Genomic DNA, 20,411 nt, shown 5'->3' on the forward strand with positions numbered 1-20,411 from the left:
CTGCTCGGAAGCGGGGGCGGAGTCGCGGCGCGGGGCCGGCCGGGGCGTCCTGGCCGGCCCCGCGGACACAACAGCTCACAGCGTGTTCACCGGGGCATCGCCACGCTTGATGACCCGCCACGACTGCCACCCGCGGCAGACGATGTACGCGAAGATCGTGAGTGCCGCGACGGTGGTGTCGGTGATCGAGGACTGCGCGCCTTCGGTGGTGTCCAGGATGGTGAAGGCGAGCACCGTTGCCGCGACCTTGTGGAAGATCACCATTTCCCAGATCGCCGGAACGTGCCGCGGTCGGTACGCGAGCATCGCCCACATCGCGCTGAACACGAGGTATCCGAAGGTCCGCCAGCCCTCCACCATCATGCGGTCGTCGCTCGCGTCCGCCATCAGGAAGAACCCGTTGATGAACACCGCGAAGGTGACTACGGAGTTGAGGGCCATCAGGCCGCGGCCGATGCGGTCCCAGCGCGGGGACGGGGTGCTGCTGACCGTGATGGTTGCTGTGGTCACGACGGACATCCTTTGGTGAGGGGGCCAAGAAGCGAGAACGCTGTTCTCCGTTGAGGGAGACGATGCCGCACCCTCCGGGCGAAGTCAAGAACAGTGTTCTCGTTTGCCGTGCGACGACGCGATGGCGCCCGTCCAGGCCGGCAGTCCCTCGCCCGCCGAGAACGACACGGTCGACGGCGCGTACAGGAGGATCGGTCTCCTCGGCCTGGCCCTGGCGTGTCCGCCGGTGCTGGTCGGGGTGTTCGTGGGCGCTCCGCTGTTCGCGGGAGACCTGGAGAGCGGCACCGCCAAGTTCGTCGGACTGCTGGTCGGCGGTGCCGCCGCCGGGCTGCCGCTGCGGCGCACACTGCCCGCGATGGTGGTCACCTTCGGTGTCCCGCTGGTACTGAAGACGGCGTGGTCGTTCCTGCGGATGTCGTTCGCGAGCACAGTGACGAAGACCACCGGCGGCGGACTGTTCACCGAGAACGACATGCCGGTGATCCCTTAAAGTGCCCTGGAGATCGACATCTCCTGCCTGGGAGCCGACGGCTCGCTCCACGGCCGGGGAACGTGCGTACAGGAGGCTGACAACGCAGACTGCCTGCGCGAGACGGGAATTGCCGGCTGGTCGGTGGAGTATCTGCCGTACTCCCGGATCGGTGCCATGCGATGGGCCGCGACCGGCGCACTGTGCGCCCTGCTCGCGCCGGCCGCCGCCGTGACGGTGTACGCAGCCCGGCGCATCCCGCGCTGAGGCGCGCCCTCCACTGAGGCAACGTCTTACCGCGAAGTCAACTTACCGATGCCTGAAAGAAGTTCACTGGGCCGGCTCATGTCAGGCATGTGCGCACACACGCGCTGACCCCACCCCCTTATGGAAAGGACACGCCCTGTGCGAATCCGACGTACGCGATCCGTGCTGGTCGCCGCATCCGCCGCGCTGCTGCTCTCCGGTGCCGCTGCCATGCCCGCAGTCGCCCAGCCGCGGCCCGCGGCGCCCGCGCCTTCTGCCGCTCATGGACTCACCCCGCTGACCGACCTGTTCGCCGAACGACTGCTGATCGCCGACAAGGTGGCCGCCGCCAAGTACGGCACCGACCGGCCGATCGACGACCCCGCGCGGGAGCAGAAGATCCTCGATGACGTCGCCGCTCGGGCTGTCGGGCTCGGGCTGGATCCTGACGCGGTGGTCGCCGTCTTCGGGGACCAGATCGAGGCGAACAAGCTGGTGCAGCGCGGGCTGTACACGCGCTGGGACGCGCATCCCGAAGAGCGGCCCACTCAGCGGCCGGACCTCGACAAGGAGATCAGGCCGGCACTCGACCGCATCACCACGCAGTTGCTCAACACGCTGGTGGCGACGGAGGGCGTGCGCTCCTCGCCGTCGTGCGAGCCGCGGTTGTACGGCGCGGCGGCCTGGTCGGCGTACGGCCATGAGCTGGACGTCCTGCATCTGAAGGGGATGGAGCGGGCGTTGCCCTCCGCGTGCGCACGCGTGAACGATCACGCAATTCCCCAGAGCTAGGTCCAGTGCGTCCGCCTCCGGATTCCGTCGCTCCGCCGGCAGTAGGCGCGGATCGAACCGCCCCCGCAGGCGGCGTTTTCCCGCCGCTGCTCGGTCCGACCCAACCAGGGGGCCGCTTCGGACGCAGTCCTGTCCGGGCGCGGGCGATCACGCGCGGTCGAGAGTCGACGTGTCGGCCTCGAAAGACATCACGGACATGGAGAGGTACTACGACGTGGACATTCAAGATCGGGCTCGGACTCCCTCAGTTCGGCGCGGCCGGCAAGCCGGCGACGGTCGCCGAGTTCGCGCGCGGCGCGCAGGAGATGGGATCCGACTCGCTGTGGGTCGGTGACCGCCCGCTGACGCCCGTCGAACCGAGCGACGAGTACATGGGCGAACCGAAGCCCTATCCGCCGAAGGTGACCCACGCGGCCGATCCCCTTGTGCTCCTGACCGCGGCTGCGGCGGCCACCAGCACGATGCGGCTCGGCTCGTCGACCATGACGGCGACGTGGCACAGCCCTGTGGTGAGCGCACGTGCGCTCACGACCCTCGACGCCCTCAGCGAGGGCCGCCTCCGACGAGACACGCGACCTCCTGGACGCCCGGTGGACACTGAATTCTGTCGAATTCCACGGTGAGTTCGTGGAGTTGACGAGGTCCATTGTGGATTTGAGGCCGGCCCAGCACGGCGGTCCGCCCGTCTACCTCGGCGGCTGGTCGCGGCGGCAGATGGAAAGGGTCGGCCGTCGGGCCGACGGCTATCTCGCCGTGGCCGGCTTCCCCGAGGACTTCCAGCGCGACCTGTGGGACACCGCCCGCCGGTCCGCCGAATCGGCGCGGCGGGACCCGGACGCCCTGAAGAGGGTTCCGCGGGTGAACGCGACCGACGCCGACGCGGACGCTCCCGCGCGGTCTGCCGAGGAGGCGCGGACGGGCGGCGCCGATGTCGCCCTCATCGACCTGATCAACTGCACCGACGGGATAGACGAGAGCGTCGACGCGGCCGCCGCGCTCATGCGCCGCGTGCGTGGCTGACCCGGTCGCGGGCCACTGCCGGGGCAACCGCCCCGGCATCACGAAATCGCAAGGACGAACAGTCATGACAGACCGGACAACGACCCCGGCCGACAGCCGTGACACGCCGATGGTGGCCGCCATGGAGCAACAACACCAGCGCCCGCACTCGCTCCTCGACTCCGTGACGGAGCGAGCGGAGAAATACAGCGGTACCAGGGGAGCCGTCGAACGTGAGGACCTCGCCCGGTCGGCCGACGATGTGATGGGCCCCATGCACGAACACCTCGCCGCCGAGGAACGAGACATTCTTCCGCTGGTCGACCGTTACCGCACCAACGCGGAGTGGGCCTCGGTCGGCGAACACGGCCTGCCGCAATTGACGCCGACACAGGTGCCACTCGTGTTCGGCATGATGCTCAGGGTCGCCACCGAAGAGCAGCACGCGTTGCTGGCCGAGAACATCCCTCATGAGGTCTTCTCGCAGATGGTCGAGGTCGCTCCCGGGGCACTGGACGCATACGAACGAGCACTGCACGGCACCAGCAACTCCGGTCAACCGCGCTAGAAGCACGGCAACGTACGCAAAACAAAGGCGGTTCGGCTGTATGGGAGGCGGAGGAGAGGAGGTGGGGACGGCAAGCGTGGAGGCATCGGTCAGATGCCGTGAGCACGTCCCCGACAGATGTGTGGTCTCTGCCGCCCCGGCATCCCTCACGTCGCTGCCGAAAGCAGCCGGCCGGAGCAAGCTCCTCGACGAGCGAGACGAGGGCACGCCGTTGTCGCTCTGTCCAGTCCGTTGGTGACCGCTGTTCACCGCCTCTACTGGCACGTAGTGGCACGACCTTCGGTGGGATGGCGGGGAGCGGGTCTTTGGTGCTTCATGGTGCCGCAGGGCCGTCCAGCGTCGGCGTTCGGCCCGGGGCGACTTCGCACGGACACCCCGGTAGCCGGACTGCTGCCCGAACGGGGCGTTGTCAGTGCCTACTGCCAGTATTTCTCCCTTGCTTCGCCGAAGCATGAGGAGGAAGGCGATGGCGGGATTTCTGAACACCCAGGTAAGGGCTTGGCGTTCCGGTCGTGCGCGCCCGCCGGCGGTGCCGCCGCAGAGAGGAGAGCCCGGGTCGACCCGGGCCGATGCGGGTCCGCCCAGCGGTGCGGGCGGACCGGAGAGCGGGGTGCTCACTGCCGCTAGTCAGCGTGTCCAGCTGATCGTCGAAGGGCCCGACGACCCGGATGAGACGGAGCGCGCGATCGAGGCGCTCGGGTCCCAGCGGGGCTGGAAGGTTAGGCTCGCGCAGCCGCACGACAGGCTGAGGGTGGCAGACGGGCGCGTTGCCCTGGTGGTTGACGCCCTCGCGAACGGTCAGCGGAGGACGGTGGTCGGCGCGGTGCGCGACCGAGTGGTCCACCTGCTCAGGAAGCCTCCGGTCGGGTTTCGCGTGCGGGAGGCCAAACTCATTCTTCATGAGGACGAGCGGGGCACCGCCCTGGTACGGGTGGTGCGGAGGACGCCGCCGGCCTCCGGAAGGTTTCGCCGCTGGCTATGGCGCCACTGGAAGGCCATGGGCGGGGCCGACACGGGCCATGTGCTGACCGTTTCCTTGGATCCCGAGGAGGACGGCGAGCAGCTGAAGGCAAGGGTGAAGGAGCGGTGGGGGGAATTCACTCAAGGAGATGCGGCGTTCGACGAGGAACTCCATGAGCTCCGTCTGTCCATCGGGCCCAGGCCGCGGTCTGAGACACGCGGATCGACGTCACCGGACGCTGGTCCTCGGCGCTTTGAGTGGGTCACGTTTTCACTCCTTGTCGTATTCATTCCGCTGGCGTGTGCCTGGGCGCTCGCCTCATTCTCCTCGCCGTGGCGGTTCCTGGCGTTGCTGGCGCCCCTCCTGTCTTTCGGGCCGGTGGGCTACTGGTTCACGTCGAATGAGGGGCGGCCACGGCTGCTGCGGCTCGCGACGGGTGCGTTCGTCGTGGGCGGCTTCACGTGGGTGTTGTACCAGTGGCTGGTGAACAGCCCCGGCGGGCTCGGAGCCCAAGTCTGGGGGGCGCTCCAGGCGCTGTTGATATTGGCGGCGGCCCTCGGCTGCTGGCATGCTTTCGCGCGCTCGTGGTTGAGCCGCAATCTGCTGCTGCTCCTGCCCGTGCTCCTCGCACCACTTCCGCTCGTGCTCCCTTGGGTCGGCTCCTTCCTCCACACCGCCTACCTGGAAGATGTGCTTGGAATCCCCGAGCCTTCCGTGCACGTGGCCTTCTATTGGCGCTACTTCGTGGCGCTCAAGCCCGTGGCGCTGACCTTCGCGATCACGCTGTTCTACGTGTCCCTCTACGGATGGGCTAAGTACTTCAACCTGCATGTCTCGCAGAGCGCCATGTTGAACACGGTGTTCCCCTTCCTTGTCCTGCTCGCCGTCCTTGGGATGGCGGACAAGGCACTGAACGATGTCCGGGCCGCCGCTGAGCGCACGTACCTGGCCGCGATCAGGGGCGAGCAGCCTCCGGCATACTTCGGTATCAATGGTCGGCTTGTCTGCGTGCGACTGGTCGATCCGGGCAAGCCGATACCTGTCCAACCAGGCCCGCCTCCGACGAGTCGGCCGGTCCTAGTCTTTTCTCAGAAAGGCGGCGACCTATGGGTGTGGGACCCCTCGCACGAGCGCGGCCGTCTCTCCACTGATCACGCCGTACGCATGCGAGCCGAGGACATCTCCCTCTACTCGGCGACCGGCACCTCCTGCCCGTGACCCCGGCCATCATGGTGCGGGCACCCGTCATGCCCCGAGCCCTGGGCCCAAAGACCTAGAAGGGCCGGATCCTTTCCACGGTCCGGCCCTTTGACAACGGTGGACGATACGAGACCCAAGCGCGTGAGAGGTTGTCCCAGCAGGCGGTTCACACCAGCCAGGAGATCCACTCGGGCGGGCTTGGCGTCAGGCATAAGCCTCACGCCAGCTATGTGCGCCGACTCGCACGGGTGTTTCCAGGAACGGGCAGCGATCTGCACGAAAGTCCGCACAACGAGGAAGCCCCAAGTCGTCGGCCTGGGGCCTCCTGTGAGAATCGAGCTCGCCCTCTGATCTTGGGAATCACTCGGCACTTGGGCTTGTCTGCTGCGATGACCAGCGGAGATGTCTGTCGGTGGCATTGCTTTAGTGGCCTCTCCTGCCCGCTGTTTACCGCCCCTTCCGGGAGGTAGTGGCACGCGCTTTCAGCCCCTTGAGATCGAATGCGCGCTCGTCACTCCAGATCTTGGCGCACGTGCGGCATTGGGATGAGGGACACATCAGCCGAGTGCGGCTCGAAGAGCTCGGGGGAGACTACGCTCGCCACTCTCACGTCGGATCGAGTTATCGCGCCTGTCGTGCGTTGGCGTCCACCTTCTGCTGCCTCGGATCCTGTGAGCGTGATTGTCAGTGCCCACTTCTAGGGTTACCTGCATGGCGACATTCCGATCCAGCTACTCGCTCCGGCTCATGGTCGAAAAGGCACGAAAGCTCACCGAGCATGCGAGCGTGCGGGAGCGGATTGACGCGGTGCTGCGCATCATGGGGGATGGCTTCGGCGGGACGTACGGCAAGGGCAGACCGCTGGTGGATGCCCTGGAGGATGTTGCCCGAGAGTCCCTCCTACATGAGGACTTCGCGCTCGCCCAGCGCTTCCAGAGATTCGCCGGCTATGCCGGCGGCAAGCTCTTCCTCGACACCCTGGAGAACTACTACGACGAGGAAGCGAGGCAGCGAAGCGAAGAGTACATGCGGCGTATGGTTTCCATGGGCGCCGAGCGAGCAGTGGCCGTCCTGGACGCCCTGTGCGCCGAGAGCCCAGACGCAAGTGCCGCCGACGCCAATGCACTCTTTCGCGGCATTGCCCGGTCCACCGAGCACCTGGGCATCGGAAGCGGAGAGGGCACAATCCAGCTTCCCACCAGGTACCTGAAGCGCCTCCAGGAGTACGGGAACATGGAACTGGTCCTGCGGAACCTGCCCCGACCAGCCTCCGCCGAGGCGGCCCGGATGATGAGTGACGCCTTGGCGGAGGCTGACGCGGGAATGCTGGCTCAACTGCTCGAACTGCGGGCCAGGCGGGCTGGTCTCGCCTCCCTGCGCGCAGCGGTGGACCGCCCTGATAGCTCCGAGGGTGCCCTCCACGCCTGTCTCAAGAACCAGGAATGGATCTTCGGCGGCGCCTACGTGGCCGAGCTTGCCCGCCGCCAGTACACCCCGGACACCATTCTCGACATTCCGCTGCTACGTGGTGATGGATCTCTGCACGTGGTGGAACTCAAGCGCGCCAACATCGAGAAGCTGATCATCCGGCCCAGCGGTCACCTCATGCTGGGTGCCCCGGCACACCACGCAGTCTCCCAGGTGCAGAACTACCTCCGAACCTTGGACGAGAGCCGCCAGAGCATCCTTGCGCGGTACGGCATCGATACTCGGAGAGCCTCGGCGACCGTCGTGATCGGACACCCGCAGTACGTGAGTGAGAACATCTCCCCCCATGAAGTCGCGGACACGCTGCGGACCTACAACACGCACATGGCCCGCATAGAAGTGATCACCTACGAAACCCTGCTGGCGTCGGCGGAACGGATGCTGGCGCTCTCATCGGCAGAGCAGGACTCCGACCCGATTGAGGGACCCACGGCATGAATGACACCCCGCCTGCGATTGAGCCTCTCCTGGCCCGGCTTTGCGGTGGCACCATCACCAGCAAGGACTACGTCGGCTACTTCTTGAACGAGCACGGCGAGGAACTCGTTTTCGCCCAGAGCCGGGGTGACAAGACCGCCCGGCTCTGGCACAGCGACGCGGACTGGAAGATGTTCCGTGTCGGTGATCATTCGATACGGGTCGACGGAGTCATGGACGGGATGATCACCGTCGACGACCTGATCATTAATCGATCGGAGGCCACATGGCTGTCCTCCTGTCTGGCAGCCTCCCGCTACCTGCGCCCGGGGCGGGGCTGACGCTCCCTGCTGCGCGGATCGCTCCTGAACGAACGCTTGGCCAGGCTGCGAGATACGGCCGTTGGTCGCCGTAACAGCGACACAATCTCTGCACACTGGCCGACCGGTGCCGTTGGCTGCGGTCTTGCCTTGCGGTGCTTAAAGAATCACCCACACCAGCCCGGGGGGGGCCTCTATATCTTTCGTCAAGCGAGGCGCGGGGTTCTGGCTTCGTAGAAGGTGCCGTCGCGGAGCATCGCGAACAGGACGCTGATGCGGTGGCGGGCCAGGCGGAGAAGAGCCCGCGTGTGGGTCATTCCGCGGGCCCGGCACTTGTCGTAGTAGGTGCCGGGGGGGCGGGATCGTGCAGGGCGGCGAACGCGGACAGGAAGCGGTGAGTGATGAGGCGGGCGAGGTCGCGGTGGTCGAAGGGCTTCTTCTCCAGCCACTTGACCGAACCCACGAGGGTGATCTTCTTGGCGATGGGGGGCGCGGTCGGCGCCGACGATGTCGATCTCCAGTCGTTGGTGCGGGTCCAGCAGCCGCCGATCGCGTGGGTGCCCGCAGGTAGCTGTCCTTCGTCGGAGCCCAGCCGCCACAAGGCTTCGCGGATAACGGGCTTGATGACCCTGCGCCGCCAGGACGTCCAGCTGGCACAGATGGTGTCGAGGACGCGGTCAGCACTGCCGCGTTCGACCGCCGGGATGCCGGGGCAGATGAAGGAGAGCCAGAAGCGCAGGTACGGGTCGTGGATGCGATAGCGGGTCTCACGGCTGGGTTTGGTGGAGAGGGGTAGTCCGACTCGGCAGCCAGGGTTCGCTCGCCGCTGATCAGTAGGGCGGACGTAGGTCTGCGCAGGGCGAGTTCGAGGTACTGCCACAGCCTGGAGCCCTGCGGCCATTCCTCCAGGATGAGCGGGAGCCTGCCGGATCGTGCGTGTGCTGCGGCGCAATGGTGCCGAAGTGGCCCGTTGTACCGTCGAGAGGCTGATGGCCGAGCTCGGCCCGGAGGGCGTCATCCGTGGCTGGCGGCACCGCACCGCGATCCCCGAGTTCCCGGCGCCCCCCCCGGCCGGATCTCGTCGACCGGAACTTCGCCGCGACGCGGCTCGATCAGCTGTGGGTGGTCGACATGACGTATGTGCGCACGTGGTCGGAAGAAAGGACTCCGGCCTCATTCATCCCAGCGACCGGAGGTCGCAATGCGTATCAATTCGCTACCCCTGGCCGCCTCACCGACATCGGCGCCTCCGTGTCGGTCGGCTTCGTCGCGGACTCGTACGACAACCCTATGGCCGAGGCGTTGAACGGCACCTGCAAGGTTGAGTTGGTCGAGATGCAGGGTTCTGGAGGGACGTCGACGAGGTCGAGCGGGCCGTATGCCAGTGGGGCACGTGGTACAACGAAGACCGTCTTCACTCCGCGCTCGACTACGTGCCTGCGGCCGAGTACGAACGCGACCTCTGGCAGAGCCGGGAGCGTACCTCGGTCCGCCTGAAACAGGACCGCCGGACTCTACGAAACTCGGGGCAGCCCAGACCCGGGTACACCGGATCTTGCCCATGCGACGGATTATCAACTTGAGCTTGCGATAACACTTTTCATGGTGAAATGCACTTGCGCCAGCGAGGGTTAACCAGGTGAATGGACGTCACCTGGCAAGGTGGACCAAAGGGGGCTCGCGTGACATCAGCAGGCTCGGCGGGACAGGCATGGAACACGCCTTCCGACGCCGTATCCACAGTCGGGGGCCCGCCACCGCCGACCGCCCCGCCACCGCCGGCCGCCCCGCCGCAGCCACCGGTCGGTCCGCCGCCCACTGCCGATCCGTACCCTGATGTGGCACCGGCGGCCTCGGCACAGCCGATCACCGGGGTCAACCTGCGGGTCAGCAAACGGCTGCTTTGGGTCGGTGACGCCTATTACCCGATCCAGAACATCGCCAGGGTGCACACGCTCACCATCCACCCCCGACGCAAGGAAGCCGGCCTGCTCTTCGTGAAGCGGCTGCTTCTCATTGGGGCGGTGACGATACTCCTCGGTCTGCTCGCTGCCGCGATCGACGCGTCCAGCGGCTTCGGAAGCGGCGACAACGGTGGTTCTCCTGGGCTCACCGCTCTCGTCCTGATTGTCGCGGTCGCGGCGCTGATCTACTCCCTTGTGGAGATGGTGAAGGTACTCAGCGCGCCCTCGCATTTCGTCCTGGCCGTCGAGACCTCCGGCCTTTCGGCCGCAGTGGTGACCAGCCCTCACCCGGACCAACTGCGGCGGCTCGCCCACCAGATCGCCGACGCGATCGAGAACCCGAAGGCGGAGTTCGAGGTGCGGGTGGACACCATCACGATCAGCCCTGCGCACTATTACTTCGGAGACAACGTCAACATGTACGGCGGCACCGGCAACGTAGGGATGGCGAGCTGATGAGCGCCGGAAACCAGCACTACTACTTCGGAAGCGGCGACCACGTCGCCATGTACGGCGGCTCGGGCAACATCGGTATCGACAAGCGAGTCACTCCGGCCCAAGAACTGCCCCAGGCCGTCCAAGAGGCCCTCCGCGAGCTCCTCACCCTGATCCAGGAACTGCGCGCCCAGGTGCCGCCGGTCAGTTCCGATGCTCTGGACGACGCGCTGCCAGCACTCCGCGCCGAGGCGGATGTCCAACCGCCGGAGCGGCACCGCGCCTTGCTCGCCGTCGCGGGCATCGCCGCGACCATCGGTGCGCTCGGCGTACCGGTCGTCGAGGCCGTCAACAAGGTTCTTGAACTCATGGGCGCGAAGTGAACACCTGGCAGACGACTACCGGGGAGCCGCTCAAGTAAGCGCGCCTCTCGCTCAACGCGAACGTGCTGACACAGCGGGTTCTCGTGGGGTTCTCGTGCGGACCACGGCCCTGCTACGCGCCCTCGGAGGCGGCTCATGGTCTACGTCGCCGCGTACGGCCCCACTCGCCCCGAAGAGCAAGCGGAGATGCGCCGACCGGACGTGGACCTTGAAACGTCGATGTATGGGTTCGTCGTGCCGCTTCGGAGCTGACGGCCGGCCGACGGGTTGTTGGCGAGCGCTTCTACGATCTTCGTCACGAGACGCTTAGAGAGGTCCAGACAACAACGAAGCCCCGGGCCAGTGGCCTGAGGCTTTGTGCTGAGGCTTTGTGCTGGAGCGGGTGACGAGAATTGAACTCGCGCTCTGAGCTTGGGAATCGCCCGGCACCTGATCACCAGACCTATCCCTGACCAGCGGAAATCCTGTGGGGATGTGCTCCCGGCCAGCGGCGGGATGGCGCCGGTAGCGACCGCTGGTTACCCCTGCGAATGACACGTAGTGGCACTGAGTATTCCCAGAGGAGCAGCACAGGGGGTGCCTACAGGAAGCGGCCGGGGTGTCAGGACCCCTGCTCGGATTCGCTCTGGCGACGGTCGAGGGATGATCATGGTCAGCCCATGAGAGGTGATGTGCCGCCCCTCCTCACCTCGTGGAGCGAGACGAGTTCGCTCAGGTCGTTCGCGACCACGAGGTGTGCAAGGTGTCCGGCGACGGCCACGACCTCCGGCCAGTTGTCGGCGCGGAGTTTTTCCTCGGGGTTGTCGGCGTTGCAGAAGTCGTCGAACAGGGTGTGGAGAATGTGGTCCAGGTTCTCGAGTGTGCGGGTCGAGGCACACGCCCTGCTGCCAGGGTGGATTGGCCAGTGCCAGCACGGTGGGTACAACGTGGACGCGGAAGTTCGATATGTGCTGACCGTCGTCGCCGTGGAAGCGGCTCGCGCGGTCCCTTCCCGGTCGAAGCTCGCGACGCGTCCCGCGAGACCGCCAAGAATTCGCCATCCTCAGCCAGGCGCTCATTCTTCCGCCCCCCGAGCCCGCTGTCCCCGTCCTTCGGATACTGCGATCCCCTCCGCTTGGGTTTGACTTCGAACGCTGCGATCCACGGCTGGTGGCGTGGTGCGATCATCCTTCCGCGTCCGGGCAGTGCGCTCGGTCGATTCCGGCGGAAGTCTCGTCGAATGGAAGAGTTCCGGCCTCTTTGCCCTGCCGTGAGCGCGGAATGCAGAATTCGGCACTTACTCGGAGGGTTCCTCCTCTAATGTGATCGCATGAGCGAAGATCACTCCCTCTTGCTGTCGCCTCTTCGTGCTCTGGTGCCGCACGAGGAGTGGGCGGAGCTGACGCGATATCCGAACCAGACCTACCTTGCCGGGCGAGCGCTGCTGCGCCAGGGCGAGAAGGGAACTCACGTACTCGCACTGGTCGGTGGACTGGTGAAAGTCGTCCGAACCGACCGCGACGGGCGGCAGCGGCTGCTCGCCTTCCGCGGGCCTGGCGAGATCTTGGGCGAGATGGCGCTCCAGGGTGTGGGCGTGCGAATGGCCAGCGTGTGGGCAATAAGCAAATGCAAAGCCGCCCTTGTCTCTGGAGAGGATTTCCGGCGCTTCGTGGACAAGCACCGGCTCGCCTACCCGCTGGCTGTGATGGCCTCCCGTCGTCTGCTGGAGCAGACCGAGATCCATGACGGGGCTGTGCACGAGCGGCTCGCCGTGGCCCTGCTTCGTCTGGTCGAGGTGTCCGGCGGAGAGCGGACCTTCGACCTCACCAGGGAAGACCTGGCCCAGCACATCGGTGTGGGCCGTAAGGCCGTCAGCAAGGCGCTGGAACGGCTCGGGCAGGACCGGGTGGAGGCCGGGAAACGCCGGATCGAAGTGACCGGCGTGGAAGGGCTGCGCGCGGTGATCGCCGGCCGTGCCGACCCTGGAGCGCGGTGTGGCTCACGTCACTCCTCGTCCGGTCCTGCGGCGCGGAACGTTCCCGCGCTCACTGTGAAGCTCGAAACGCGAGCCACCGCACGCACGAGTGCCCCGGCCCGATCTCCGAGAGGTCGGGTGGGCTTCACAGAGGAGTGACATGCGCGAGTTCACCAGCGAACTGCCCCGGGGCATCGTCCGCCCCTACACCCACAGTCGTCCGCTGCCCGCCTACCGGGGCATCCTGGCCGTGGACGCCAAGGACTTCACGGGACGCCCGGCGATCGAGCACGAAGCCGTCAGCCGGGCCGTACCCGAGCTTCTCAAGACCGCGCTGTCCAGGGCGGAACTGGGGGACCTCTGGGAGGACCGCACATTCCCCGCCTCGACCGGTGACGGCTACGTCTTCGGGTTCGACCCCACACGGATGCCCTTCGTGATCCACCCGCTGCTGCTCACGCTTCAGGACGTGCTGACCGACTACAACGTCCTGTCCTACGGGGCGGTGCCCATCAGGCTCCGAGCCAGTGTGCACGTCGGCCCGCTGCCCGACACCGGCGACGAGTTCAGCGGCAACGGCACGGCGCGCAACGACACGCACCGCCTGCTCGACTCACGTCCCGTCAAGGCAGTGCTCGCCTCTCACAAGGAGAACATCACCCACGTCGCGGCGATCCTCTCCGACCGGTGCTACGAGGACGCCGTCGCCGGTGGGTACACCGGGCGCCATCCCGACCACTTCGTGGAGGTGGCCGCGACGGTCGACGGCAAGCCGTTCTCCCAGCGTGCCTGGATCTACGTACCCCAGCCGTCCGGGCCGCTCTACGAGGAGACTTCGGACGCCGACACCACCGAAAAGCCCGCGCCGGAAGCGGTCCGTCCGCGGCCGCACGAGGACACACCGACTCCTCAGGTGAGGAACAGCGCCCCCAGCGGCAACATCAACACCGGCACGGTCCACGGTGGGCAGAGCGTGGCCAACCACCATGTCGCCGGCGATCACGTGGAGGGCAACAAGGCGGGCCGTGTCCGCGGTTTCCAGGGAGATCAGGTCCGCGGCAACAAGTACCAGGGGCGGCCGTGACCCCGGACGAGGAGTCGCGGCCGGCGGAGCCGCCCGGTTCGGCACCGGCCGCGCCGCAGCCGCCACCCGGCGAAGGTCCGTCGCGTACCGAGGCCGAGCACGACGTCCCCGAGCTGCTCGACGCCATCGGCGCGGCCGCGAGGGGTCCGCTCTCGTTCGTGTACGCCCCGCGAGGAAACGTCAACTCCGGAGCTGTCCATGGCGGCCAGCGTGTTCACAACGGGGCCGCGAACGAAGGGCGGAGGCCCCGGGAAGGCAGGGTGCGCGAGGGGCCCGTCCCGGAGGCGGAGGTGCGGGCCGCCGCCTTCGGGTTCGCACGACCCGACTGGTTCGGCGGAGCCCTCGCGGAGTTGAAGAAAGGGCCGCTCTTCCTGGCCGGGCGGCCGGGTTCGGGCCGGCGCACCGCGGCGCTCAACCTCCTGCGCGAGAGCTGTGGGGCAGGGGCCATGCTGCGGGCACTGGACAGCGTCACCGAACTGGACCGCTGGCAGCCCACCGATCCGTCGGCGCGCGGTTACCTGATGGACGGCCTGTTCCCGTCCCGGCCGCTCGGCCCCGGTGTCCTGGGGCATGTGCGCTCACTGCTCAAGAAGGCCACGGCGCACATGGTGATCACGCTGCCTGATGACGCGGCGCTGCTGCGTCGCCTCGAACAGGACCTGCACGTCCGTCCCATCAGGTGTGTACCGCCGCCGCCCGCGATGGTCTTCGGCAGCTACTTCGAGGAGGTGGTTCCGGATCAGCGGGAGCGGGAGCGTCTGCTGTCCGCGCTGAACCGGCGCCATGAGCTGGGCGACCTGCTGGTCCCGGAGCTGGTGCCGGCCGAGGTGGTGGAGCTGGTGACGGCCATCGTGACCGCTGACGGTGACCCGGACGCGCTCGGTGACCTGGGGGGCCGGCTGAGCTACCGGGCCGAACAGGAAGTTCCCGAACTCATGCGGAAGTTGCGCGGCGACCCGGACGCGCTGGCCTTCTTGCTGGCCGCCTCCGTCTACGAGGGCCTGGACCACCGACTCGTCAGGGAGGAAGCCGCCCGCTTGCTGAAGCTGTCCGAGGGCCGCCTGACGGCGGAGCTGCCGCCGACGGGCTCCTCAGGAGCCGAGAAGACCGGGCAGCCCAACCCGGACTTCGTCTTCCGGCGGTCCCTCACGGATTTACTGCACATGGTTCGCGCCGTCCGCCAGGAACCCGCGATCAGTACGGAGGGAGCGTACGCGCACAGTGTGCAAGGGGTCGTCTTCGTCAGGCACCGACAGGCCGAGGCAGTGCTCAGACATGTGTGGCGTGAGTACGGACAGTTGTCGGATCTGCTGGTCGAGTGGCTGCGGGACGTGGAGCGCACCACCGAACTCACCCGGCCAGTGGGCCAGTTCATGGGCAGGGCGGCGAAGTGGGGAGGCGGACGGCGCGCACTGCGGCACATCCAGGCTCTCGCCGAGTCGGACCGCACGACCAGCCGTCTCATCGCGGCGAACGCGCTGGGCATCGCGGCCGAGGACCCGGTACTCGTCGCGGAGGTGCGCTATCGCCTCCAGCGCTGGAGCCTGGCGGTCGGCGTCCACCTGAGGACGACGGTGGCGTACACCTGTGGTACGGAGTTCGGGCTCTCACGCCCGGACCTGGCCCTGCGGCTTCTTCACGATCTCCTCCTCGGCGTGCGGAGCCGTCCTGGCGAGAGGGGCCAGGACGACGACGGCAAGGTCCTGCTGGCCGTGCGGGTGGCGATCCTGAGCCTTTTCCAAGCCGGTAACGAGGCGAAGGTGTTCGGCCGGCTTGTCGAATGGCTGGACGCGGAGCGATGCGACGCGGAACAGGTGCTTTCGCTGTTCGGCCAGTTGCTTCAGTCCCCGGGGTGGTTCATGCGGAAACTCGCGGATGAAACTCCGGAAGCGGGGTCGGTAGTGGAAATCGTCCGCCGTGCGTTGAACACAGAGAGTTCGTTCGACGCGACCTGTGCGGCATTACTGCGCTGGGCCGACTGGGCGCGATGGGACGAAACGCAGTTCCGCGCGGTGGAGAACCTGTTTGCCGCATTGGCTCGCGCCATGCGATCCGGCGAATTCCGGTTGTTCGTCGAAATGGATGAGGCGGGCGCGGACGGGTGGGCCGGACTGAACACGGCGCGGGCTTCGCTCAGCAGGTGGCGCGCCGGTGAACGAGGGGAGGCAGCATGAGCGACGAGTCAACCGAGCGTCTCTACTTCCGGGTCGCCGGCCCGCCCTGGCGGGAAATCCTCCGTCAGCGCTGGTCCGCGACCAGGGACTGGTCCCTGGTGCTCAGGGACGAGGCCGGGGACTACCGCTTCCTCGGCCGTGGTGGGGATCCGGACGACGCCGGAGCCTACGGACCCGCGCCGGACGAGGCGGCTCCGCCCGGCCTGGGCGGACGGTACACCGATGTCTTCCGGGTGGACACGACCGAGCACGTGGACACGCGGGCGGTCGGCCTTCCCACCGTGTACGGAACGGAATCGGTGGATCTGTGGGTCTCGTGGTGGGTCCACGACCCCGTACGCGTCGTGCGTACGAGGACCGCGCACGGCTGGCATGTCGTGCGGACCCGTCTCACCGGCGCCCTGCACCACCTGGCCGAGGCACAGGCGGTGGCCGGCAGCGGGCTGGGGGCCCCGGAGATCATGCAATACCTCGGCGTGCCGCAGCGCTTGGACGAAACGGGTCTGAGCTACCGGGTGTTCGACGTACGGCTCCGTGAAAGCGGTGAGGAACTGCTGCTCGGTCAGGAGGCGGGCGAGGGAGTCCGCTACTCCTGGACGACCAGCCGTCGCGGGGAGTACGAGTTCTGCCTCCAGGCGCTGCACGCCGGGCCGGTGTCCCTGGCGGCGCTCTGGCTCCTCAGACATCCCGACCAGGTGCGCCAGGTGCTGGATTGGTCGGTCGACCACCAGAGTCTGCTGAGCCCTCCGCGCAGTGACTGGCAGGAGGAATTGGCCGTACTGCTGGGCACGCTGACCGATCAGGAGCGCAAAGAGATTTCCTACATCCTGCGGGACCGGATCTCCGCGCTCGGCCGTTCCGTTCCCGGCGGGGCCATCTGACGTCAAGTTTTGTGCTCGACAATCGAATCAATGGGCGAGTGCGCTGTCTTCGGGCAGCGCACTCGCTCTTTCTTTGCATGAGGTTCCGCGAGTCCTTTTCTGTGACTACGGTCACCTGATTTCTGGGCCTCGGGAGCGGTTCCGTAAACCGATACGCGGGATTCTCGATTCGTCCAGGAGACGGGTGCCCGATCCACTTTCCGGGTGTCCAGAGCATTGAAGGGCGACATGCGAGCAGAAGAGAATCGAAGTACGGACGACGTCATCGCGTTCCCCCGACCGCAGGAGACCGCCGAGTCGGTGGCCGCCCGCCGCGCGGTGCCGGACACCGGCCCTGAGACGGAGGCCTCCCCGGCGACGGTCCTGAACGCCGAACGCGGGATCATCAACACCGGCACCGTCCACGGAGGCCAGCGCGTCACCACCATCGAGCTTTCGGGCCACGTCGACGGTGGAGCCGATGGGGACATCTGAGATTCCTCAAGGCGGCGACCTCGACGCTTTCGTAGCGGCCCTGGCCGGCCGGGAGATGGTGGTCGTAGCTCCGCACGGCACCGTCAACACCGGCCTGGTGACGGGCGGCCAGCGGCACACCGTGTCCCACCCGGCCGAGGCCGGCACGGCCGCGGGGCCGATGAGGCAGGGCCCCGTACGGGCCAAGCACCTGGAGACCGCGAGACGGCGCTTTGTGCCGCCGCCCCGCTTCGAGGACGCGCTTGCCGCGCTCGACTCCGGCATCACCGTGCTCCTCGGAGAGCCGGGGACAGGACGTGAGACACACGCCCTCAACCTGCTGGCCCATGGCGGTGAGGAGCCCGTGCTCGTCCGGGTGGACGCGGCCGTCAACTTCTCCCGGTGGGGGCCACGGGCTCAGGGGGTGCACGGATACCTGGTGATGGAGCCCCCGGACCCGTTCGCGCTCCGGGCATGGGATCTGTCCCGCCTGGAGACACCCCTGGCCGAGGCCGGGGCGCGTCTGATCATCGTGCTGAGGGATGTCCCGGGGCTGGCCGGCGCCTTGGCGGACCACCTGGGCATGCCGGTGGTGCACCACCACCCACCGGACACACGGAAGGTCTTCAGCGCCCATCGCACCGACGGCTCCTCCGACGAGGAAGCGTGCGCCGGGTGGCTGCGGACCCTGGAGCCGGGCCAACTCGACGAGTTGCTGCCTGAAGGGCTGCCGCCCCGCTACGCGGCGCGGGCGGCGGAGGCCGTGCTCCGGCTGGGTGTCGCAGGCGGAGCGTCCGGCGCCGAGGTGTTGCGCCACGTGGCCCGGGCCGAGGGCGCCGAAGTCGTTGCCCGGGCCCAGACGGATCCCGCCCTCCGCGCCGACCTGCTCGCCGTCACCGTCTACGGAGGGCTGCGCCGCCGTGTGGTGACGGAGCGTGCCGGGGATCTGCTCCGACTGGCGGGGCCGGGAGGGGAGCAGGAAACCGACGCCTGGAGTTCGCACGGCCACTCGGGGGCGGCCGGTACCCGCCGACGGCCCTGGCCCGAGACCTTGCGGCTTCTCGGGGCGCACCGTGCGCGGTGCGCCGAGGACGGAACCAGGGACACGGTGTCCTTCTTCTGGCCCGCCGTGACCGAGGCCGTGTGGGAGGTCCTGTGCCGCGACCATACGGATCTCGTGCCCCTGCTGCACTCCTGGCTCGCTGGCCCCGGCCCTGAGGCGGAGCAGATCGAACGGGCCGGGCGGGCGGTCGCCGCCATGGCGGTGGCGACCGGTGGCCGGTCCATGGAACACCTGCGTGACCTGGCGCTGGCTCCGTCACACCCAGCTCCTCAGGTGGCGGGATGGTGCCTGGGGGCGGTTGTTCAGGACCCGGCAGCGGGACGGGCAGCGGCTGACCTGCTCGAACAGTGGAGTGTCACGACCGAGGCGCCGCTGCGCGAGACAGTGGCCCACGCCTGCCACCCGGACCGCGGCCAGGTCACGGAAGAGCAAGCCCTGTGGCTGCTGCGACGGCTCATGACAACCCTGGACGACGACACGAACGCCCCTTCCGCCGTCGCCGTCGTCGCGGAGACGCTGGTGCGGCGTTTCGAAGCCGGGGACTCCGGCGCCAGGACAACCGTCCTGCGCCGGATGCGCGACTGGACGCGGTCGGAGGGCGGCCCCAGCCTGCTGACGACCCTCTGCTTTCCCGTGATGGTGAGCACGGACCTCGCGTGGTGGAGCGACCGGATCCTCGCCGACGCCGAGTTGGCGTCCAGCACGGTTCAGCTGGCAGCACATGCCCTGAACGAGTCCGCCACCTTCGCGGCCATGCGCGATGCCCTCCTCGACTGGTGTGCCGAGGCGGCCGGTGCGGAGCACCGGGCCCGGGCACTGAGCGAACTCCTCAATGGCTTGGTGGCCGCCCGCCAACCCGGCTTTCTTCGCTGGCTCCTGGCCGTCGAGAGGGGCCCGGACGCGATGCCCGGCAAGGAGCCGGCAGCCCGGGCGCTGGCCGCGTGGCGCGGCGAATCACCTGTCTCGAACTCCGATTGACCAGGAGGACCGATGTCACTTCCCCCTCACCCCGGCATCTTCGCCGCCGTCGAGCGTCACTGCGCTGACAGCGAGCCGGCGCCCCCGTTACGTTTCTACGACGGATCGGAACGGGCCGGTGCACCAATGGCCCTGGTACGGGCCCGCCAACTGCTCTACGACCGCACCGCCCGCACCGAGGCACGTGCGAGCCTGTGGCACCAGATCGCGGAGCGCGCCCACTCCGACGCTGTCGGGCCCGACTGGCCGGAGGCCGTCGTGTGGCTGGGACTCCCGGGGCTCCGCCGCACCGCCTACAAGATCACCTGGCGTTTCCGCGCCGAACGAGGCGACGTCGAGGCCGAACTGATCACCTGCTACCTCGAAGCGCTGGCCGGTCTCACGGCGGATGACCCCGACCCCGGCGGGACAGTGCTGCGTTCAGCCTGTTCACGCGTGTACGACGTGTGGCGCCACGCTCGCCGCGAAATGGCCGTGGACGACGTGGAGCGGGCCGGCGGCGTTCCCGTCGAAGCGGAGGCGGCGGACTACTGGCAGGCGGACTACGACCCGGTCCCGCGCCACCCCGGGCTCTCGGCCACGGTGCGGATCACCGTTCCCGCTCACCGTGTCGAGGGCGTACGCCTCGGCGTTCTGGCCCGGGCCTGGGAGGTGGCCGACACCGCCACGAGCGTCGGATTCTCGGGCCGGGGTCGCCAGGTCGCCACGGTCTCTCTGCGCCGCGTACGGAGGAGCGGATGACCGACCGCGTCGAGACGCCCCTCACCTTCCGCGAGATCTTCAACCTTCCGGTCAGCGTCAATCTGCGAACGGCTGCCAGGGCCTTCGGAATGTGCCTGGGTACGGCCTACCGGCTGGTGGCCCAGGACGCCTTCCCCTGCCCCACGGTGCGCGTCGGCCGACGCCACCGCGTGCTCACCGTCGACCTCCTGAGCGCACTGGGCATCGAGGAACGCCCGGTCTTCGCCGACGAGGTCGCCGACGGAGTGGCGCTCACTCTCTTCGACTGACCTCCACCCTCCACCCTCCACCCTGTCGGCTGCCCGGCCACCGACAGGGCCTCCCCGGACCC

17 protein-coding genes and 2 pseudogenes are annotated in these 20,411 nt (G+C 67.9%); 17 read left to right on the forward strand and 2 right to left on the reverse strand.

What is annotated here, in order from left to right; all coding sequences use genetic code 11:
* Nucleotides 1–75: 75 nt before the first annotated feature.
* Nucleotides 76–510: a hypothetical protein gene (locus ACFRMN_RS10615; RefSeq protein WP_383016411.1), complete on the reverse strand. Its 435-nt coding sequence runs from the start codon at nt 508–510 to the stop codon at nt 76–78.
* A gap of 103 nt (nt 511–613) precedes the next feature.
* Between ACFRMN_RS10615 and ACFRMN_RS10620 the strand changes: the two genes are divergently transcribed.
* The 7 genes and pseudogenes from ACFRMN_RS10620 (at nt 614) to ACFRMN_RS10650 (ending at nt 7,991) form a co-directional block, all read left to right on the forward strand.
* Entirely contained in the window at nt 614–1,000 is a 387-nt protein-coding gene (locus tag ACFRMN_RS10620) for a hypothetical protein (RefSeq protein WP_383016414.1), read from the forward strand.
* Between the two features lie 366 nt (nt 1,001–1,366).
* Nucleotides 1,367–2,017: a chorismate mutase gene (locus ACFRMN_RS10625; RefSeq protein ID WP_383016417.1), complete on the forward strand. Its 651-nt coding sequence runs from the start codon at nt 1,367–1,369 to the stop codon at nt 2,015–2,017.
* Between the two features lie 305 nt (nt 2,018–2,322).
* Nucleotides 2,323–3,037, forward strand: a pseudogene (locus ACFRMN_RS10630) (LLM class flavin-dependent oxidoreductase).
* Between the two features lie 64 nt (nt 3,038–3,101).
* The gene (locus ACFRMN_RS10635; protein ID WP_383016420.1) at nt 3,102–3,584 is read left to right on the forward strand and encodes a hypothetical protein; all 483 of its coding nucleotides are present in this window, start codon (nt 3,102–3,104) and stop codon (nt 3,582–3,584) included.
* Nucleotides 3,585–4,194: 610 nt separating this feature from the next.
* Nucleotides 4,195–5,763, forward strand: a complete 1,569-nt coding sequence (locus ACFRMN_RS10640; RefSeq protein ID WP_383016423.1) for a hypothetical protein — start codon at nt 4,195–4,197, stop codon at nt 5,761–5,763.
* 693 nt (nt 5,764–6,456) lie between these two features.
* Nucleotides 6,457–7,671 (forward strand): Shedu anti-phage system protein SduA domain-containing protein, encoded by a 1,215-nt coding sequence (locus ACFRMN_RS10645; protein WP_383016427.1) that lies wholly within the window; start codon nt 6,457–6,459, stop codon nt 7,669–7,671.
* Entirely contained in the window at nt 7,668–7,991 is a 324-nt protein-coding gene (locus tag ACFRMN_RS10650) for a hypothetical protein (RefSeq protein ID WP_383016430.1), read from the forward strand. Before ACFRMN_RS10645 ends, ACFRMN_RS10650 begins: the two co-directional genes overlap by 4 nt.
* 185 nt (nt 7,992–8,176) lie before the next feature.
* Here ACFRMN_RS10650 and ACFRMN_RS10655 read toward each other — a convergent pair.
* A pseudogene (locus ACFRMN_RS10655) lies at nt 8,177–8,361 on the reverse strand (IS110 family transposase); the annotation flags it as partial.
* A gap of 1,447 nt (nt 8,362–9,808) precedes the next feature.
* Here ACFRMN_RS10655 and ACFRMN_RS10660 point away from each other — a divergent pair.
* The 10 genes from ACFRMN_RS10660 to ACFRMN_RS10705 all read left to right on the forward strand — a co-directional run bounded on the left by ACFRMN_RS10660 (nt 9,809) and on the right by ACFRMN_RS10705 (nt 20,349).
* On the forward strand, nt 9,809–10,390 hold the full coding sequence (locus ACFRMN_RS10660) for a DUF6232 family protein (RefSeq protein ID WP_383016433.1): 582 nt from the start codon (nt 9,809–9,811) through the stop codon (nt 10,388–10,390).
* Nucleotides 10,390–10,752, forward strand: a complete 363-nt coding sequence (locus ACFRMN_RS10665; RefSeq protein WP_383016436.1) for a hypothetical protein — start codon at nt 10,390–10,392, stop codon at nt 10,750–10,752. Before ACFRMN_RS10660 ends, ACFRMN_RS10665 begins: the two co-directional genes overlap by 1 nt.
* A 1,309-nt stretch (nt 10,753–12,061) precedes the next feature.
* A complete protein-coding gene (locus tag ACFRMN_RS10670) occupies nt 12,062–12,865 on the forward strand; it encodes a Crp/Fnr family transcriptional regulator (protein WP_383016439.1) in 804 nt (267 codons plus the stop codon).
* 1 nt (nt 12,866) lies between these two features.
* Entirely contained in the window at nt 12,867–13,790 is a 924-nt protein-coding gene (locus ACFRMN_RS10675) for a hypothetical protein (protein ID WP_383016441.1), read from the forward strand.
* On the forward strand, nt 13,787–15,964 hold the full coding sequence (locus ACFRMN_RS10680) for a hypothetical protein (protein WP_383016444.1): 2,178 nt from the start codon (nt 13,787–13,789) through the stop codon (nt 15,962–15,964). The genes ACFRMN_RS10675 and ACFRMN_RS10680 overlap by 4 nt, the downstream gene beginning before the upstream one ends.
* Nucleotides 15,961–16,845, forward strand: a complete 885-nt coding sequence (locus tag ACFRMN_RS10685) for a hypothetical protein (protein ID WP_383016446.1) — start codon at nt 15,961–15,963, stop codon at nt 16,843–16,845. The genes ACFRMN_RS10680 and ACFRMN_RS10685 overlap by 4 nt, the downstream gene beginning before the upstream one ends.
* 204 nt (nt 16,846–17,049) lie before the next feature.
* Complete coding sequence (locus ACFRMN_RS10690; RefSeq protein ID WP_383016449.1) at nt 17,050–17,319, forward strand: S-type pyocin domain-containing protein; 270 nt, start codon at nt 17,050–17,052, stop codon at nt 17,317–17,319.
* Entirely contained in the window at nt 17,306–19,339 is a 2,034-nt protein-coding gene (locus ACFRMN_RS10695; RefSeq protein ID WP_383016452.1) for a hypothetical protein, read from the forward strand. The genes ACFRMN_RS10690 and ACFRMN_RS10695 overlap by 14 nt, the downstream gene beginning before the upstream one ends.
* Nucleotides 19,340–19,351: 12 nt before the next feature.
* Nucleotides 19,352–20,080 (forward strand): hypothetical protein, encoded by a 729-nt coding sequence (locus ACFRMN_RS10700; protein ID WP_383016455.1) that lies wholly within the window; start codon nt 19,352–19,354, stop codon nt 20,078–20,080.
* Nucleotides 20,077–20,349, forward strand: coding sequence for a DNA-binding protein (locus ACFRMN_RS10705; protein ID WP_327235382.1), 273 nt, complete (start codon nt 20,077–20,079; stop codon nt 20,347–20,349). Before ACFRMN_RS10700 ends, ACFRMN_RS10705 begins: the two co-directional genes overlap by 4 nt.
* Nucleotides 20,350–20,411: the final 62 nt, after the last annotated feature.

The organism is Streptomyces sp. NPDC056835, assembly GCF_042789485.1.
Classification (GTDB): domain Bacteria; phylum Actinomycetota; class Actinomycetes; order Streptomycetales; family Streptomycetaceae; genus Streptomyces.